This window comes from Terriglobia bacterium, from assembly GCA_035712365.1.
Classification (GTDB): Bacteria; Acidobacteriota; Terriglobia; order UBA7540; family UBA7540; genus SCRD01.
Window position 1 is genome coordinate 57,125 of the sequence record DASTAW010000008.1, and the last position, 18,271, is coordinate 75,395.

General features: G+C 58.6%; 17 protein-coding genes and 1 tRNA gene. 14 read left to right on the forward strand and 4 right to left on the reverse strand.

Translation table 11 applies throughout. From position 1 onward, the window contains the following. Positions 1-653 precede the first annotated feature (653 nt). Positions 654-1,052 carry a hypothetical protein gene (locus tag VFQ24_02240; protein HET9177159.1) on the forward strand — a complete coding sequence of 133 codons (399 nt, stop codon included), beginning with the start codon at positions 654-656 and terminating at the stop codon, positions 1,050-1,052. A gap of 178 nt (positions 1,053-1,230) precedes the next feature. Here VFQ24_02240 and VFQ24_02245 read toward each other — a convergent pair whose 3' ends face one another. Continuing rightward, positions 1,231-2,382: a winged helix-turn-helix domain-containing protein gene (locus tag VFQ24_02245; protein ID HET9177160.1), complete on the reverse strand. Its 1,152-nt coding sequence runs from the start codon at positions 2,380-2,382 to the stop codon at positions 1,231-1,233. Between the two features lie 156 nt (positions 2,383-2,538). Between VFQ24_02245 and VFQ24_02250 the strand changes: the two genes are divergently transcribed. The 4 genes from VFQ24_02250 (at position 2,539) to VFQ24_02265 (ending at position 6,803) form a co-directional block, all read left to right on the forward strand. Then, positions 2,539-3,936, forward strand: a complete 1,398-nt coding sequence (locus tag VFQ24_02250) for a selenium-binding protein SBP56-related protein (protein ID HET9177161.1) — start codon at positions 2,539-2,541, stop codon at positions 3,934-3,936. Further along, the gene (locus tag VFQ24_02255; GenBank protein ID HET9177162.1) at positions 3,921-4,586 is read left to right on the forward strand and encodes a hypothetical protein; all 666 of its coding nucleotides are present in this window, start codon (positions 3,921-3,923) and stop codon (positions 4,584-4,586) included. The genes VFQ24_02250 and VFQ24_02255 overlap by 16 nt, the downstream gene beginning before the upstream one ends. 226 nt (positions 4,587-4,812) lie before the next feature. Next, complete coding sequence (locus VFQ24_02260; GenBank protein ID HET9177163.1) at positions 4,813-5,091, forward strand: hypothetical protein; 279 nt, start codon at positions 4,813-4,815, stop codon at positions 5,089-5,091. 335 nt (positions 5,092-5,426) lie between these two features. Further along, a complete protein-coding gene (locus tag VFQ24_02265; protein HET9177164.1) occupies positions 5,427-6,803 on the forward strand; it encodes an FAD-binding oxidoreductase in 1,377 nt (458 codons plus the stop codon). 68 nt (positions 6,804-6,871) lie between these two features. On the opposite strand, the gene VFQ24_02270 is transcribed toward VFQ24_02265, so the two are convergent. From VFQ24_02270 to VFQ24_02280, 3 genes are all read right to left on the reverse strand, one after another. After that, positions 6,872-7,720, reverse strand: a complete 849-nt coding sequence (locus VFQ24_02270) for a PIG-L family deacetylase (GenBank protein ID HET9177165.1) — start codon at positions 7,718-7,720, stop codon at positions 6,872-6,874. Positions 7,721-7,735: 15 nt separating this feature from the next. Beyond that, complete coding sequence (locus VFQ24_02275; GenBank protein ID HET9177166.1) at positions 7,736-9,136, reverse strand: ROK family protein; 1,401 nt, start codon at positions 9,134-9,136, stop codon at positions 7,736-7,738. A 320-nt stretch (positions 9,137-9,456) separates the two neighbouring features. Next, a tRNA-Pro gene (locus tag VFQ24_02280) sits at positions 9,457-9,533 on the reverse strand. A gap of 359 nt (positions 9,534-9,892) precedes the next feature. Between VFQ24_02280 and VFQ24_02285 the strand changes: the two genes are divergently transcribed. The 9 genes from VFQ24_02285 (at position 9,893) to VFQ24_02325 (ending at position 18,148) form a co-directional block, all read left to right on the forward strand. Further along, positions 9,893-10,576 carry a hypothetical protein gene (locus tag VFQ24_02285; GenBank protein HET9177167.1) on the forward strand — a complete coding sequence of 228 codons (684 nt, stop codon included), beginning with the start codon at positions 9,893-9,895 and terminating at the stop codon, positions 10,574-10,576. A 166-nt stretch (positions 10,577-10,742) separates the two neighbouring features. After that, positions 10,743-12,380 (forward strand): methylmalonyl-CoA mutase family protein, encoded by a 1,638-nt coding sequence (locus VFQ24_02290; protein HET9177168.1) that lies wholly within the window; start codon positions 10,743-10,745, stop codon positions 12,378-12,380. An 84-nt stretch (positions 12,381-12,464) separates the two neighbouring features. Beyond that, positions 12,465-12,923 (forward strand): GxxExxY protein, encoded by a 459-nt coding sequence (locus VFQ24_02295; GenBank protein ID HET9177169.1) that lies wholly within the window; start codon positions 12,465-12,467, stop codon positions 12,921-12,923. Next, complete coding sequence (locus VFQ24_02300) at positions 12,896-13,300, forward strand: cobalamin B12-binding domain-containing protein (GenBank protein ID HET9177170.1); 405 nt, start codon at positions 12,896-12,898, stop codon at positions 13,298-13,300. Before VFQ24_02295 ends, VFQ24_02300 begins: the two co-directional genes overlap by 28 nt. A gap of 34 nt (positions 13,301-13,334) precedes the next feature. Beyond that, on the forward strand, positions 13,335-13,883 hold the full coding sequence (locus VFQ24_02305) for a DUF1572 family protein (GenBank protein ID HET9177171.1): 549 nt from the start codon (positions 13,335-13,337) through the stop codon (positions 13,881-13,883). Positions 13,884-14,027: 144 nt separating this feature from the next. Beyond that, complete coding sequence (locus VFQ24_02310) at positions 14,028-15,635, forward strand: acyl-CoA carboxylase subunit beta (GenBank protein ID HET9177172.1); 1,608 nt, start codon at positions 14,028-14,030, stop codon at positions 15,633-15,635. Positions 15,636-15,840: 205 nt separating this feature from the next. Beyond that, the gene (locus tag VFQ24_02315) at positions 15,841-16,224 is read left to right on the forward strand and encodes a GxxExxY protein (protein ID HET9177173.1); all 384 of its coding nucleotides are present in this window, start codon (positions 15,841-15,843) and stop codon (positions 16,222-16,224) included. A 238-nt stretch (positions 16,225-16,462) separates the two neighbouring features. Then, the gene (locus VFQ24_02320; GenBank protein HET9177174.1) at positions 16,463-17,347 is read left to right on the forward strand and encodes a hydroxymethylglutaryl-CoA lyase; all 885 of its coding nucleotides are present in this window, start codon (positions 16,463-16,465) and stop codon (positions 17,345-17,347) included. A gap of 18 nt (positions 17,348-17,365) precedes the next feature. Beyond that, positions 17,366-18,148 (forward strand): enoyl-CoA hydratase-related protein, encoded by a 783-nt coding sequence (locus VFQ24_02325; protein HET9177175.1) that lies wholly within the window; start codon positions 17,366-17,368, stop codon positions 18,146-18,148. Positions 18,149-18,271: the final 123 nt, after the last annotated feature.

An 18,271-nucleotide genomic window follows, 5' to 3' on the forward strand; every position in this document is an offset into this window, starting at 1 on the left:
GCCCCTTGATTATTAAAGTAACACTTTAATTTATGGGTAGAGAAGCGGGATGCTGGCGCGGCAGATTATGTTAACCGTCGTCGCGCACTCTAAATATTATCAGACGCATCCGTCGAGGTAGCCTGGATTTCGCTGGTGGCACGACTTTGGGCTCTGGCGCTCTGCCCCGCTCGACTCGGGGATTGCGTTCGAGAACCGCACCTCCCCGCCCTAACACCTAACTGTTTTGGGGCGCCAACCTGAAAGTTTTGAGGAGGCCACCAGCACTGGCATTCAGAAGGAACCGCTGGGACAGCCGTGCAATGGTGTTTGCGGCGTTGGTTGAGGGGCCCGGCGGCTGCCGGTAAAGCGATTGCCTCACGACGGATCCACAGTGCTTCAACTTTGTCTGAAGGTCCAGTGGCCGTACGACGCCAAGCTCTGTTTTGGGAGCAGCAATAACGCGACACCCGCGTCTGATTTTTGTGCCTCAAATTTGTTCGCCATCGCGGCCCGGCCACCCTGTCCGTGTCGTTTGACTGGAGACAGGCGGGGGACATCACGCCGCAAAGCAAGCTGGTCCGCTACCCACCTGTTTCTTGGTTGACTTCGGCACGGCCTGCCCTTAGCATTGTACTGATGACGGCTTCGGTTTCTCGTGGGGTGACCGGTCCATGGTGATGTTTTCGTTTCTTGGGTTTTTCTTTCTACCTATTGTGCTGGCAGTAAACCTTGGGGTGATTATTCCACTCGCGCTATCCTGCCTGGTTGTATTGGTGGTGATCCCGGCTGCCGCCTGGCGGGGCAGAATGAGTGTTCCCTTCTACGCTCTGGTGCTTTTTGCAGCGTCCTTTGTGGCTTACGGCATCGGGAAAGTTGCAGGGGCGCAATCCATCCACGGCACAGCGCTGGGAGTCGTTATTTCTTTCATCTTTTTTTTGCTGGTTGCAGCGGCCGTTGGTGCTTTTTTGGGGATATTTTTCTACCGCCAGCCTGCCGACGAATCCACAACAGGCGCCGCTGATTCCGGCGTCTCTTCCCCTTTGCCCGCCCTGGATGAAGACCGGCGATAACTGTACGGCTTCACCCCACATTGGTCGTCCGCAAGCTTTTCGTTCGCAACCTCAATCAGGTGTGCCTTACACTGAAGCCCAAGCGGGAACCGAACTTGTCCGCGTAGCTTAAGCGGCGTGGTTTTTCGCAGTGAATCGGGTACGACAGCGGATAACTGACGGGGAATTCATGCCGAGGCTAACCTTCCATGGATAGCCGGGGAACGCGTTTCTTTGGCGCAACGATTCTATTGCCATAGGGTTTGACCCTCGAAGATGCGAAGAAGACAGTGTCCTGCCCTGTCTTAGGCGTCGTGCCGAAGCTCTGGGGACCGCCGGCGCCCGAGGAGTCGTCGGCCTCGACTTCGATGCTCCTGCCGATTTCACTGGTGACGAGGTTGGCGATCTCAACCTGCAGGTCCGTAACGCTGTCCACCGTCCGATTGTAACTTGCGGCCCAGAGGTGCGCCTGGTCCTTCACGCGAATCAGCATCACGGTAATCCTGTAGTTGCGTTCATCGCGACGTACGCTTCCTTCCACAATGTAATGGGCTCCCAGTTCGCGCCCAATCTCGCCGATCGACTTCCGCGTCCCTTGATAGACTTCGGAGGAAGTGCGGGCGATGACTCCGACTCTGGCGGTGTTCCAGCGTCCAAGTTGAGAGATGATCTCGTCGTCGAGCCCATCGGCAACGCAGATTTGTCCTGAATCACCTGTCAGGTCTTCGAACGGAAGCACCGCCAGCAGTATCCTGGAATTCGTCAGACGATGAAGAATCCCAAGCTGTTCCGAGCCAAAGTATCCGGCCAGCACTAAAACTGCAACGGCCAGGAGCGGAAGTTTTGCCGGGAGTCGATACCACGCAGCGCCCGAGGCCGGCGCCGCCCTGGAAGTCCTGCCGGACACGGCGTCAGCGGATTGCGCAGCCGGTAAGGATGCAGCCGCTTCCGGGAAGGACCCTCCGCCGTTCTGCGATGGTCGCCGAAGTTCTGGTTCCTCCGGGAAATCAGAAACGTCGGGGTCGTCCACTTCCCTGACCTCTGCGACAAAGCGATAACCCTGTTTCGGCACGGTCTCGACATATCGCTGGCCGGTCGCCTTTTCTCCCAGGGCCCGGCGAATGATGCAAATGTTGTGATTGAGGTTGGTCTCTTCGACAATGCTGTCGGGCCAGACGGCTGCCATCAACTCGTCTTTGGTCAGCAGACAACCGTGCCTTCTGACCAGGACATAGAGGGTGTCAAACACCCTTCCTCTCAAAGGGATGGCGTGCCCGTCACGCGTCAGCAGCCTTTCGCGCACGTTCAGCCGGAATGGACCGAATTCAAAAAGGGTAGATTTTCTGGCCATGGCCGGTCAACAAAAACTTAACGAATATTCCAGCTTTATTAAAAGACGCCCCAGGGGCCTAAAGGATTAACTGACTATCTACGCTCAGGTTTTGTTGCCGACTGCCCCATTGTAGCAGTTGGCGGCGTGGTTTGGAAAAAAATCAGGAGGAATTACATGGCGCAATGGATGCCCGATCCTACTTTCTATCCGTCTCCCAAAATGGCGATGGAGGCGCCTCCGGAAAAGTACGCTTTTCTGGTGTTATTGAATCCCACGCATGAAGGAAAGCATGATGCGCTGGCAGTGGTGGATTTGGACTCGTCTTCATCCAAATACGGCCAGGTGGTAGGCCAGGTGGAAATGCCGAACGCCGGCGATGAACTGCATCATTTCGGCTGGAGCGCCTGCAGTTCCTGTCTGGCCCCTTACGCGCCGCACGCTCACATGGAGCGGCGTTACCTTGTGGTTCCCGGCATAGTGTCCTCCAGAATCCACATCATTGACACAAAGCCAGACCCGCGAAAACCGAGGATCGTGAAAATTATCGAGCCGGAAGAACTGGCCCGGCGCACCGGCTATTCACGGCCCCACACCGTGCATTGCGGGCCGGACGGAATCTACGTCAGCGCCCTTGGTTCGCCTTCCGGCGACGGCCCGGGCGGCATTTTCATGATGGACCCGGAGAGCTTCGATGTGCTGGGGCAATGGGAACTCGACCGCGGGCCCCAGCACCTCGCCTACGATTTCTGGTGGCACCTCGGGTGTGACACGGTGATTTCCAGCGAGTGGGGAACGCCGAAAACTTTCGAGAAGGGACTTATTCCCGAGGTGCTTCTTTCAAGCGGTTACGGGCATGCGCTTCACGTGTGGGACCTTCGCCGGCGCCGGCATCAGCAGGTGCTCGACCTGGGCAAGGAGCAGCAACTGGTCTTCGAGGTTCGCCCGGCGCATAATCCCGCTGAGTCCTATGGATTCGTCGGCGTGGTGGTTTCACTGAAAGACCTGTCCGCCTCGGTCTGGATGTGGCACCGCGATAACGGGAAATGGGGCATCCGCAAAATCATCGAAATTCCCGCCGAACCCGCTGATCCGGAGATGCTCCCGCCCATGCTGAAGGGTTTCAAGGCGGTCCCTCCGTTCGTTACGGACATTGACCTTTCGCTGGACGATCGTTTTCTCTACGTATCCTGCTGGGGTACGGGCGAGTTCATCCAGTACGATGTTAGCGATCCTTTCAACCCCAGGAAAACCGGTTCCCTGCACCTTGGCGGGGTAGTGCGGCACGCTGCACATCCGAAAAAGCCGGACCAGCCCTTGAACGGCGGTCCACAAATGGTCGAGATCAGCCGCGATGGACGCCGCATTTACTTTACGAATTCTCTCTACGGCGCGATTGACGACCAGCTCTATCCGGAAGGCATGAAGAGCTGGATGGTGAAAGTGAACGCCCGGCCCGAAGGCGGAATGGAGTTGGACCGAAACTTCTTCCTGGAATTTGACGGCCTTCGCAGCCACCAGGTGCGCCTGGATGGCGGCGACGCGTCGTCAGATTCCTATTGTTACCCGTCGTGACCGGGAGTGGCGTGTGGGTCTGGGGGGCATTATTGCTGCTGGGCGCCTGGCACGGGATCAATCCGGGAATGGGATGGCTGTTTGCGGTTGCGCTCGGCATGCAGGAAAAGAGCTCCTGGGCGGTCTGGCGATCGCTCGCTCCCCTGGCAGCGGGCCACGCGCTGTCCATTGGCGCCGTGGTGTTCCTGGCCGCTCTGGCGGGACTGGCCTTGCCGCCGGCGGCCCTCCGGATCTCCGTGGCGGCCATCCTGTTTGTGCTGGGAGTCTATCGCCTGGTACGGCACCGCCATCCCCGCGGGGGCGGAATGCAAGTCGGTTTCGGCGACCTGACCGTCTGGTCGTTCCTGATGGCTTCTGCTCACGGGGCCGGGTTGATGCTGCTGCCGGTCCTGCTGAAAATCTCACCCGCGGCACATGCGGCAGGTCGCCACATCGGCGCGCATCCGCACCCCGCCGTCATCGGAGGCGCAACCACGAATTTGCTGGCCGTGACTGTTCACACGGCGGGGTACCTGATCGTCACCGGGGCAATTGCCTGGCTGGTCTACGAAAAGCTGGGCCTGAGCTTATTGCGTAAAGCATGGCTGAACATGGACCTGATCTGGAGCTTCGCGCTGATCGTGACAGGCTGCGCTGTGCTCTTCGTCTAGGGGGTTGCAGAAAATGCCCGCGTGACGTCATCCTGAGCCCGTTCGCCCTCAACTTGCGAACGGCCCTGATTCCTCAAAGCGGGAGAAGGGGCTCAGGGTAAACTCCGCGAAGGATCTGCTTTGTTCATTTTCAGCAGGGGCAGCAGATGCTGGCGCATCGCTCCAGGGCGGCCATTTGCCTGCCATCCGGCGGCAGGCGCCAGCGTAATCGGAGGAGGTCATTGAAATGCCAAAATTTTTGATTGAGGTCCCGCATGCGGAGGAAACAGAGGCTTGCGCCCGCGTCGTCCACGTCTTCCTCAAGACCGGGTCGCACTTCTTAAGCCATGCGGACTGGGGTTGCATGGATGGCGAACACAAAGCCTGGATTATCGCTGACGCCGCCGACAAGGAGGAAGCGTGCGGCATTGTCCCGCCGCAGTTTCGATCGCAGGCCAGGGTGACGAGACTCAACAAATTCAGCATCGAGGAGGTCGAGGAGGTCCTGCAAAAGCATCGCGCTTGATGTTGTGAGGCCGCCGGACCGGGTCCCGGTGGATCAGCACGCTCCGGAAATGGACTTGAATTAAAAGGCCATCAGGTGCAACCTGTATGGGAGCGTAAGACGAAGTTCGAACTTGTCACACGCTCATCAACTTACAATCGGAACTTGGAAACATCCATAAGTTACTATTGATGCTCAGACCTCTTTTAGCTGGGGCGTTGGATGGCGGGGAGGATTGACGCAGCCGACGGTGCATTTCGTACATCGCCGTATATGCGATATTTCTTCCAGCAAATCAGCCCTTGGACACCCGGCCGGCGGACTCATAGTCTCAACTGCTCATGAAGGAGAAATCGATGCGTTCAGAAACCGTCGCAAAGCTTCAGCAAGGATTTCGTGGTGAAGTCATCCAACCCGGAGATGCCGCGTATGACACGGCGCGCGGAGTGTACAACGGGATGATCGACAAACACCCGGCAGTCATCGCCCGGTGCGCCGACATTGCCGACATTCTGTCTGCCGTGAGGTTCGGCCGCGAACACGATCTGCTGACGTCCATTCGAGGCGGAGGGCACAACGCCGGCGGTTTGGGCGTCTGTGACGACGGCCTGGCGATTGACCTGTCGCGCATGAAGAACGTCCACGTGGACCCCAGAGCGAAGACCGCCCGCGTGGCGCCGGGGTGCTTGTGGGGCGATGTCGATCATGCAACCCATGCCTTTGGAATGGCCACGCCGAGCGGCTTTATCTCCACCACAGGCGTGGCGGGATTGACGCTGGGAGGCGGGGTCGGATACCTCAGCCGAAGATACGGCCTGACCATTGACAACCTGCTTTCCGCCGACATGGTGCTCGCAGACGGAAGCTTTGTCACCGTCAGCGCAGATGAAAACGCCGATCTTTTCTGGGCGATCCGTGGCGGAGGCGGCAACTTCGGCGTTGTGACATCTTTCCTTTTCCGGCTTCATCCGGTTGATACGGTATACGCTGGTCCCACCTTCTGGTCATTGGACCAAACCGAAGAGGTGATGAAAGCTTATCGTGAGTTTATTCTGAAGGCGCCGGAATTCGTCTATGGTTTTTTCGCCTTCCTGACGATTCCGCCGGCTCCCATGTTTCCCGCGCAACTCCACAATCAGAAAGTGTGCGGGGTCATGTGGTGCTGCACCGGCGCTCCGGATGAAGCCGAGAAAGCTACGCGGCCATTGAGATCAGTGGGGAAGCCCGTTCTGGACCACGTGGGCCCCGTGCCATTTCCGGCGGTCCAAAGCCTGTTCGATCCGCTTTACCCGGCCGGGCTCCAATGGTACTGGCGCGCCGATTTCTTTAAGGAAATCAGTGATGCATCCATCGCCAAACACGCGGAACACGGCGCAAAGCTTCCGACAATGCACTCCACGATGCACCTGTATCCCATTGATGGCGCCGCCCACCGTGTCGGGGCTAAAGAGACAGCGTTCAGTTACCGGGACGCAAATTGGGCGGGAGTGATTGTGGGCGTCGATCCCAGTCCGGCGAACCGCGACAAAATTACGAATTGGACCAGGGATTACTTCGACGCCTTGCACCCTTATTCGTCCGGCGGCGCTTATGTGAACTTTATGATGGAAGAGGGCCAGGAGCGCGTCAAGGCATCCTTCCGCGAAAACTACAACCGGCTGGCGACGATCAAGAAAAAGTATGACCCGGAGAATTTTTTCCGCGTGAACCAGAACATCGTCCCGGCCGCATGAGTGCCGTGATGCGATGCGCCGCTATGGCAGAGGTTGGGAATCGCAAAAGGCTATGCGCCCTGCCCTGGTTAGCGGAACTTTGTAACGCGCGCCGACACTTCCTGCGAGAAGCGGTCAATGAAGCTGGTGATGTACCGGACGGGGTCAAGTTGGTCGTCTTTGACCAGGGGCGTCAAATCGATTCCGAAGATCACTGATTCGGCCACGTCGGTCGCGTGTGAAGCAAAGTAGGTGGCGTTCGCTCTGCGACGCCCTGCGGTCGCCAGGTCATAGCGTTTGCCGCCGCAAATCTGCGAGTCAAAGACGCCTACCAGCGACATCGCCAGGTTCTCATGCGCGCTCACGTCGAATAGCACCTTGTCATCGTCATTCAGCCAATCAAGGCCGCGCCAGACCTCGCAGCCATAGAGCTTCTCCGGGCGTGTGTTGGCAGGCAGGCTGCGGATGGCCTGAATGACTCGAAGCGCGACGCCAACGTGCGTGTCGTGCTTGTCGGCCAGGTTGTGCGTGTAAACGACTTTGGCCTGCGCAGCATTCAACAGTTGCTTCAGGTCAGCGACCACATCAGGATTGTTCTTGTCCTTGACCGCGCCGCTGGTATAGTCAAGAAACACCTGCGCTGAATACTCTCCAATGTAGGCGGCCTTGCGCTGTTCAACGCGGCGGACCTGTTGCATGTCTTCATCGCTGTAACTGGCATAAAGATCGTCGCGCGGGCTGCCGGCGCCGTTGGTTACCGTCACTCCGGTAAAGTGCTTGTCCTGCCTGCCAAAGCACTCCAGGATTCCTTGATAGGCCATGATTTCGAGATCATCCTGATGCGCGCCAATGGCAAAGTGGGTCGTTCGGGCCACCGCCGGCTCAGCCGGGCTGCCGTCCGGCACATAGATTTCTGATCCTGCGTTATGAAACTTCATCACTTCCTCCTGAGTTTAATGAGTGGCAGGCAGGCTTGCGGCCGCCACGGCCTGGCCCACACGACGCGTTTTTTCATCCGGCAAGTGCAATTCGACCTGGTCCACCAGTTCTGGAAATTCCGCCCGCAACACTTCCTGTGCCTTTTCGAGGACGATGTTTCCGCCGTCGCCTGATGTCACGCGGCCCAGGATCAGCACATGGCGCAATTCGTAGAAATCGGCGTAATGGGCCACTCCATAGCCTGTATAAACGCCAATCGTTTCGAAGACTTTACGCGCGCGGTCATCGCCCTTGCTTAAGAGGCTCTGGACGGACTTTAACTGGTCTGCCGGGCCAAGCTTTTCATCAAGCTGGATTCCTGCCACGGGCGCCAGGCGAAAGACCGCCTGCTGGGAAAAATACTGAGCGCCCACGCCGGGATCGCCTGACCACTCGTCCGCGGGAGCCTGCGGATCGTAATCCACCGGCACAAAAGCCAGCTCATCAAGCCACGTGCTAATGCCTCCCGTCGGCGTTACGTAGCCGCCAGCCTGGCTGGAACCCAGCGCAATCCCCAGCACAGCGTTGTCATTCAATGACATTGACCCGGCCAGCGCCGTGACTTCGCCATCGTTTACCACCGCAAACGGGATGCCGCCCCATGCCTCCTGCAAATCGAGGAAAAGGCGCGTTGTCTTTTTTTCAAAAAGGTCCTTGGGGATTCCCCGGAAAAGCGACCCAACTCTCGGCCGGTTATTGATGTAAACCCCGGCGGAACTCCCTCCAATGGCGTCCACCCGGGGCATGCGGCTTGCCGCGGACTTTAGCCCGGCCATAATCTCATTGAAGTGGTAGCCGGGGTCGGAGGAGTTTCGCGGGTCCCAAACGATTTCTTCGCTGAACACTGACTGGCCGTCAATCACCGCTGCCACCTTGCGGTCCGTCGCCCCCAGATCGAACCCGATGCGGCAGCCATCCAGGTGCCGGCCGATTTCAAGCGAGCCTTCGGAAGCGTCGGGCGCCTTGTCGGCGGAGGTAATGTCAACCGTGAACGGGCGCTCATAAACCCCGCCCATAAAGTCGGAATCGAACGCGCGCGCTCCGGCGGAAGAATAGACCTGCCGAAGATGCTCGCCGATGCTCCTGGGGCCGCCCACGATCACGCGCCACCCGCCTCGCTGCCAGAGGAGCATCTTGAGGGTCCGTTCCGCATAGCGAAGGTTCAGCGAAGCCAATGGGTGTCCCTCGCCGAACGCCTGTGTCCGGTAAACCGAGACCGAACCGTCGTCTCGCTCCAGGCCAATCACCAGTGGGACCGCTTTTCCCGACTCCTTCGCCATCTCCAAATACGCGTGGTCGGCAAGAACGGCGGGCGCGAACTGCGGGTGCAAGGAAGGCTTGATGCGGGCCGTGGCGAGTTCATGAAGTCCGGTCATCCTCGAATTCCTTTCCGGATCATCCTGCTGATTGGGTCCTGCGGGAACACTGAAAGCTCTTCATCATAAGAGGATGGGCGAAGCAGGTCAAGGCAGAAGGCGGGCCGGTAGTGACTCAGTTTGATCTGTGGCACGGGCGTCCTCGCCCGTGCTGCGTTCAAAAGACACGGCCAGGCCCGCCCTGAGCGAAGCGAACGGGATGGCCGTGCCACAAAATAAAACCAAACTGAGTCACCATCGGCGGGCCCAAACCCCATGGCAAATTCATACGCCGTGCGATCCCATGAGGTGTTGCTTCAAAGATTTTGACGGAAAGAGCTTGGTCGGGGCGCGCGGATTCGAACCGCGGACCTCTTGCGCCCAAGGCAAGCGCGCTACCAGGCTGCGCCACGCCCCGACAGGGCTGAATGGACTGCGCGAAGCCGTTGATGCTCACTGCGAACTTCGCGCCACAGACCGAATTCTATTCTGCCAAGCTTCGCCAATGCCGTCCAGATGATTCTCGAAAAGCCGGGACAAAGGCGGCGGAAGCTGGTTGCGACGGAGCCTGCACACTGAACCGGTTGAGGATCCGCTCGCATAACGCTCTGCCGAGGCAGCTTCGGCGGGGTCGCGCCTGCCTGCGCTGAACGCTCTGGCAGTCACAACCAGCAAGTGATAGAATCCGGGAAATACAGCGATCATAACGGCGGTTTCAACACACAGGGTCACGCCAATCGGCATTTCCGCACCTGAGGTGCACAGGAGGAGATTTCCATGGCTAATGACAATCGGGTTTCAATGACGCGTCTGATTGCGATTCCGGCGCTGATTACGCTGCTGGTCACTTTTCTGCGCCTCGAAGGCGAGCTGAACCACTGGGGCGCGCCGTGGTTCAACAGCACAGCCGGCGGAGGCGCAGCAATTGTGGGCATTAGCTGGCTGCCCATTATCTTTGGGCCCTGGTTTGCCCTCAGGCTGATCAAGACGGGAAACGGCTTTATGAGCGCGTCGAGGGCGTGGGGATATCTGGGACTAGGGTTCATCATTCTGGTCGCGAGCGGTGTCATCGTCGGCCTGGGGATATCGAAGCAAATAACGATGCTGGCTGTCCTCGGCTTTCTGGGCATGATCCTGGCGGCGCTCCTGCCCATCCGAGCCTGGGGATCGCTTGCCCGGACGCTGATCGCCTACGCCTTTTCCGCCCGCCTGCCCGTCCTTATTGTGATGTTCTTCGCCATGCGCGGCAACGACGGGGCAGGTTGGGGAACCCACTATGACGCTGCCGACGCGAGTATGGCGCACCTCCCGTTCGCACAGAAATTTCTACTCCTGGCATTTCTCCCCCAGATGACTCTGTGGATTGCCTGGACGGTGATTGTTGGATTGCTGGCGGGCCTGATTGCGGTCGCTCTGGCCCGGCGCGGCAAACCCGCGGCTGAAGTTGCGGCGAAAGCATGAAAGTCCCCGGGAAACGGCCGCGACGCGGGGCGATGAATTGCTACGGAATTGCCGTCAGGGATGCCATCTCGCCCACTGTTCGCGCCAGGCCGCCACTCGAGCGCGCCGGTTTGACTTCGGATTCACCGCCAGAATAAGATAGGGCCAGAAACCGGGACCAGCGGCAATGGCAAAAACCACCAATCCGGGCGCGCCAAAGGCCGGCGCGATAAAGGAACGTCAAGAGAAATTCACCACCCTTTCGGGCGTTCCCGTTGATCCGGTTTATACCGAGGACGATCTCAAGGATTTCAGTTATTCACGCGATCTGGGCGACCCCGGCCAGTACCCTTACACCCGCGGGATTCACCGCACCATGTACCGCGGCAAGCTGTGGACCATGCGGCAGTTTTCCGGCTTCGGCAGCCCGGAAGACACCAACCAGCGCCTTCACTATCTTCTGAAGCAAGGCCAGACCGGGCTTTCCATCGCATTTGATTTGCCTACGCTGATGGGCTACGACTCGAACCATCCGCTGGCCGAAGGCGAGGTGGGCAAGTGCGGCGTCTCGGTCTCGTCTCTCGAAGATATGGAGACCATGCTCGCGGGGCTTCCTCTTGAGCGCGTCTCGACGTCGATGACCATCAATTCCCCGGCCGCCATGATCTGGGCCATGTACCTGGTGGCGGCGGAAAAGAGCGGAGCTGACTGGAAACGCATCTCGGGCACGCTCCAGAATGACATCCTGAAGGAATACATCGCTCAGAAGGAGTACATCTTCCCTCCTCAACCGTCCATGCGCCTGGTGGTGGATTCCATCGTCTTCAGCGCCAGGGAGACGCCGCGCTGGAACCCGATCTCCATCAGCGGCTACCACATTCGCGAGGCAGGTTCGACGGCGGTGCAGGAACTGGCCTTTACCCTGCGCGACGGAATTGAATACGTTGACTGGGTAAAGCGCGCGGGCCTCGATGTGGATGAATTTGCGCCACGGCTGAGCTTCTTCTTCAATTCCCACAATGACCTTTTCGAGGAGATTGCCAAGTTCCGCGCGGCGCGCAAGGTCTGGGCCACGGTGATGCGCGAACGCTACGGCGCGAAGGACCCTCGCTCGTGGCTCTGCCGGTTCCACACACAGACGGCAGGATGCTCCCTGACGGCCCAGCAGCCTTACAACAACGTGGTGAGAACAGCCATTCAGGCGCTGGCGGGCGTGCTGGGAGGGCCCCAGTCGCTCCACACGAATTCATTGGACGAAGCCTGGGCGCTGCCCACCGAGCACGCGGCAACGCTGGCCCTGCGCACCCAGCAGGTGATCGCGCATGAAAGCGGCGTGGCGGATGTGGCCGATCCATTCGGCGGCTCATATTTCCTAGAAAAGCTGACGCTTGATACAGAGCGCGCCTGCTACGAATATTTTGACAAAATCGACGCCATGGGCGGCATGGTGGCCGCCATCGAAAAAGGTTTTCCGCAAAAGGAGATCCACGAGGCGGCTTACTCCTATCAACGGGCCGTCGAGCAGAAAGAAAAGATCATTGTGGGCGTCAACGATTTTGTCACTGAAGAGGAACGGCCGGTTGACATTCTCGTGATCGACGAAACGATTGCGAAGCGGCAGCGGGAAAAACTGGCGGCGCTGAAGGAGAATCGTGATAACGCCCGCGTCCAGCAAACGCTTGAGGCGCTGGGCGCCGCCGCCGCGACCGACAGCAACCTGATGCCCTGCATCCTGGAATGCGTGCGGGCCTATGCCACGCTCGGCGAGATGTGCGACGTGCTGCGCAAAGTGTTCGGAACTTATGAGGAACCGGCATTCCGGTAGCTTCTCCGCTCTCTCTGCGCCTCTTCGGTGAATAATGAAGTACGACTACGAAACTCCGCGCTCTCTGCGCCTCTGCGGTGAACAATGACCGACCCGGAACTCACGCACGCAATCATCGGAGCCGCTATTGAGGTTCATCGTCAGCTCGAGCCGGGCCTTCTGGAATCCGCCTATGAGGAATGCATGGCCAGGGAACTCGCGCTCCGGTCCATACCTTTCGATCGTCAGAAGCCCTTGCCTGTCGTTTACAAAGGCGTCAGACTGGAATGCGGTTATCGGCTGGACTTGCTCGTGGACGGACGTGTCGTCGTCGAGCTCAAGCCTGTTGAGGCTCTCGCCCCAATTCATGGTGCAATTCTCCTGACTTATCTGAAGCTTTCCGGATGCAAAATCGGACTCCTGATAAACTTTAACTGCGCAGTACTCAAAGGCGGTATTCGCAGGCGCGCCTTGCGCTACGATCGTGAGCCAGCAACTCACCGCAGAGGCCCAGAGGACCCGGAGGAAAAGCTGAAATGCCCGACCGCAGAATTCGAGTCTTAGTTGCCAAGCCCGGCCTCGACGGGCACGACCGGGGCGCCAAGATTGTGGCCCGCGCTTTGCGTGACGCCGGCATGGAAGTGATCTACACCGGCCTGCGCCAGACGCCGGAGCAGATCGCCAGCGCCGCTGTGCAGGAAGACGTAGACGCCGTCGGCATCTCGATCTTGTCGGGCGCGCACAACACCATCGTTCCGCGCATCTGCCAGTTGCTGCGCGAAGCTGGCATGGCGGACGTGCTGGTGATTGTCGGCGGCATCGTTCCGGACGAAGATATCCCCAGCTTGAAGGAGTCCGGAGTGGCGGCGGTGTTCCAGCCCGGGGCCGCCACGCAGGAGATAGTAGATTTCATCCGCAGCCACGTAAAGCAAGTGGCATAGTGTCAGCGCTCGGACCCGGCGGGGAGGACCATCAATGGCACATGAATTCACGACGTCTCATCTGAAAGATTCCATCGACCTGCTCCGCCATTACAAACAACTTGCAGAACGCGCCATGGCACAGATTCCCGACGAGGCCTTCGCCCATTCGCTCGACGCAGAATCGAATTCAATTGCCACCATCGTGAAACACCTGGCCGGCAATATGCGCTCGCGTTTCACCGACTTCCTGTCCTCGGACGGAGAAAAGCCAGAGCGCAATCGCGACATGGAATTTGAAGCCCCGCCGAAAACCCGGACTGAAGTGGTGCAGTTGTGGGAGGCCGGCTGGGAATGCGTTTTTAGCGCGCTGGCGCCACTCAGCGACGCTGATCTAACCCGCACCGTTTTGATTCGCACGGAGCCGCACTCCGTGATGCAGGCCATTAACCGCCAAATCGCCCATTACTGCTCGCACATCGGCCAGATTATCTTTCTGGCAAAACATTTCGCCGGCGATCAATGGAAAGCCGTGACCGTGCCTCGCGGGAAATCAGCAGAATTCGCTGCCAGGGTAGCGAAAGGCGAGCTTTCACAGCGATAATCACAAGCGTACCAGCCGCAATCAATCCTGTGGTCAGTTTAGTCGCGCTGGCGCTGACATAAGGGGCGAACCACGTTGCCAGAATCCGTCCTGAAGAGCCAGATTGACCCCAAATCCAGGGAGTTTGAATCAAACACCCACCGAATGAAAGAGCTGATGGGCGAGCTCCTGAACCAGGAAGAAATCATCCGCGAGGGCGGCGGCGAAGCGGCTGTCGCATACCAGCACAAAAAAGGACGATTGACGGCGCGAGAGCGCATAGCCCTTTTGATCGATGCCGGCAGCGAATTTTTCGAGTTGGGCATTTATGCCGCCTTCGAAATGTATGAAGAGTGGGGCGGCGCGCCGGCTGCTGGCGTCGTCACAGGGCTTGGGCGGGTCCACGGACGACTGGTGATGGTTGTAGCGAACGACGCGACCGTGAAAGCCGGGGCGTTCTTTCCCATGACCGCCAAGAAGGTCCTCCGCGCGCAACAGATTGCCATCGACAACCATCTTCCAACCCTTTACCTGGTGGATTCGGCGGGGATCTTTCTGCCCTTGCAGGAAGACGTTTTCCCCGACACCGACGATTTTGGCCGGGTCTTCCGTAATAACGCCGTGATGAGCGCCATGGGCATCCCGCAGATTACGGCCATTATGGGCATGTGCGTGGCGGGCGGCGCTTACCTGCCGGTGATGTGCGACCACATTCTGATGACCGATAGCAGCGGTCTGTTCCTGGCCGGCCCGGCCCTGGTGCAGGCTGCCATTGGGCAGAAACCTTCCGCAGAAGAACTCGGCGGCGCCAGGATGCACATGGAGATCAGCGGCACCATCGATTTCCGCGAGCGGAACGACGAGCGATGCTTATCAAAAGTTCGGGAATTGGTTGATAAATTCGGCAGTAAACGACTGGCTGCATTCGACAAGCGGGACGCAAAGCCGCCGGTTTATCCATCAGATGAGATCTACGGAATTTTTGCGTCCGGGCCAACGGCCCAGTACGACATGCGCGAGGTTCTCGCGCGAATTATCGATGAAGGCGCCTTCACGGAGTACCGTTCAGAGTACGGACAAACGGTGCTGTGCGGCTACGCGCGGATCGGCGGCTGGGCCGTGGGTATTGTAGCCAATCAGAAGAAAACCGTCCCTGCGGTTTCCCGCGAGAGCGGCGAAAAGCGAATCCATTTTGGCGGTGTCATCTATACCGAGGCGGCGGACAAGGCGGCGCGCTTCATCATGAACTGCAACCAGAACCGGGTGCCGCTCATCTTCTTCCACGATGTGAACGGCTTCATGGTGGGAAAGGAAGCCGAATGGAGCGGCATCATCCGCGCCGGAGCCAAGATGGTGAATGCGGTCTCAAACAGCGTGGTGCCCAAAATCACCGTGATCTGCGGCGGAAGCTTTGGCGCGGGCCATTACGCGATGTGCGGAAAGGCATACGATCCGCGGTTCATCTTTGCCTGGCCAACCGCGCGCTACGCAGTGATGAGCGGGGATGCCGCTGCCGAGACGCTGGTGGAAATCAAGGTGAAACAACTGGAGCGCAGCGGGAAAGCGTTGAGCGAAGAGGAAAAAGGCGAAATGCTCGAATCGATCCAGAAAACTTACGAGCACCAGACGGACCCACGGTACGGCGCAGCCCGCTTGTGGGTGGACGCCATCATCGACCCGGCCCAGACCCGCGAAGCGCTGACCTGGGCGCTCGAGGCAGCAGCATTGAATCCCGAGATAAAAGAATTTAAGACTGGCGTGCTGCAGACGTAAAAGCACCCTCACGCAAAGGCGCGGCGACGCAAAGGAAAGCCAGAAATATCGAAGCAAAATCGCAATACTTGAAACCGCATCAGGCGCGCCACGCAAAGCTTATGCCTGCGATAGCTTTGCGCCTCAGCGCCTTTGCGAGCTGAAGCTATTCGCGTCACTGTGATAGCTTTGTGCCTTGGCCCCTTTGCGTGAGATAGCTTTTCTTATGACTGAAAACGAAATCGCCACTCAGGTTGTCGACGCAGCCTATAAAATTCACACGACGCTTGGCCCCGGGCTGCTTGAATCGGTTTACGAGGCCGTCATGGCGGAAGAGTTAGCTCGACGGAGTTTACTGGTGGTTCGCCAGCAGGCGATTCCGGTGATTTATCAGAACGTTCACCTGGAGGTTGGTTTCCGTGCAGATCTGATCGTCGGAGGAAAAGTGATTATCGAAATCAAATCCATTGAGCGAATCGCCCCGGTTCATAAGAAGCAGTTGCTGACGTATCTCAGGTTGACGGATAAGCGGCTCGGAATCCTGATTAACTTTGATGTGGAACTGATTAAAGACGGAATAACTCGAGTTGTCAATCGCCTGAATGAGTAAGAGCATGCTCACGCAAAGGCGCAGAGACGCAAAGGAAAGCCAGAAATATCGAAGCAAAATCGCAACACTTGAAACCGCATCGGGCGCGCCACGCAAAGCTTATGCCTGCGATAGCTTTGCGCCTCAGCGCCTTTGCGAGCTGAAGCTTTTTGGGCCGCTGTGATAGCTTTGTGCCTTGGCTCCTTTGCGTGAGACGCCTTTTGAAAGGTTAAAGTCCAAAGATCGGGAAAGTAGGACAATGGATCAGGTTAAGATTGTCGAGTGTCCCCGGGACGCATGGCAAGGGCTGGTAAAGAATATCCCAACCGAGGTAAAGGCAGAATACCTTGGGAAGCTGCTGCGGGCGGGGTTCAGGCATCTCGACGCGGTCAGCTTTGTGTCGCCCAAACTGGTCCCGCAGATGGCGGACAGCGAGGAGGTGATGGCGCGCCTGGCAGAGAGATTGCAGGCAGCCACCAACGGCACCATGCCGGAAATCATCGGGATTATCGTCAACGAAAAGGGACTGGAGCGCGCCCTCGCCACCCCGCAGGTCACAACGCTCGGATATCCCTACTCGATCTCGGCAAATTTCCGGCGACAGAACGCCAATATGTCTCTGCGTGAATCGCGAGATCTGGTGGAGACAATCCAGCGCGAATCTCAGAAGTCCGGTCGCGACCTGGTGGTCTATATCTCGATGGCGTTCGGCAATCCTTTTGGCGAGCCGTGGGGCCCGGAGATTGTAGTGGATGCGCTGGAATGGCTCAAGGGGCTGGGCGTAAAAACCATTTCGCTGGCGGATACGGTCGGCGTGTCGACAGCTAAAGAAACAGGTGAGCTTTTCCGGCACCTGAAACCGTTCACAACCGAAATGGAACTGGGCGTCCATCTGCACGCCCGCGCCGAGGTAGCCGCGGAGAAGGTCCTGGCAGCCTACGAAGCAGGGTGCCGCCGCTTTGACTCAGCGCTGACGGGCCTGGGCGGCTGTCCTTTTGCGGGCGATGAACTGGTAGGCAACATTCCGACTGAGATCGTGGTTTCCACTCTCGCCGAGCAAGGCGCCCAGGCCGGCATCGAGCCATGGGCGCTGCTTTCCGCCCTCGACGCAACCAACGAGCTTCGCAAGCTGTACGCAGAGTAGCTGGGTGAAGGGAAGAGGATGGCTTACCAAAGCATAAAACTGGAAATCGACAATGCCGTTGGTGTGCTTACGCTCAACCGGCCTGAAAAGCGCAACGCAATCTCCCATTCGATGATAGCGGAAATGCTTCAAGCGTTGACTGAAGTTGAAGCCAGCGCGGCGCGAGCACTGATCCTCACCGGAGCGGCCAACGCCTTCTGTGCCGGGATGGATTTGCAGGCGCTCAAGGATTTCCGCGCACAATCCGACGCGGAGATTGTTGCTGACTCCCGGCGGATCGCCACCCTGTTCCGGCGGTTATACGGGTTCCCCAGGCCAACCATCGCGGCAGTGAACGGCCCCGCCATCGCCGGGGGCTGCGGACTGGCAACGCTCTGCGACTTTACGCTGGCCGTGCCTGAGGCGAAATTCGGGTACACGGAAGTGCGTGTCGGATTTATTCCAGCACTCGTGTCCGCTTACGTCGTGCGGCAAGTGGGAGAGAAGCGGGCGCGCGACCTGTTGCTCTCCGGCCGCATCTTCAGCGCTGCTGAAGCGCACGCCATGGGCATGGTTAATGAATTACTTGAACCCCAAAAGCTGCTGCCGCGGGCGCGCGAACTGGCGCGGCAACTCGCTGAAATGAGCCCCATGGCCTTGAGCCACACCAAGCGTCTCCTGGTGCAGTTTTCCGAAGAAGAGCTCGACCGCGAAACCGAACTGGCCGTTGAGGCGAGCGCCCGCGTCCGCAAAACCGCAGACTTCCATGAGGGCCTGACGGCCTTTCTCGAAAAGCGCAAGCCGCAGTGGACAGGACAATGATGTTGTGTGGCACTCAGCAACGCACAAAAGCTCATTTCGCGCCAAGGCGCCAAGGCGCTGAGCTATCACATCCATTCCAGTTTTCTGTGGCGTGCCCGATCGATTTCAAGTAGCGCGACTTCT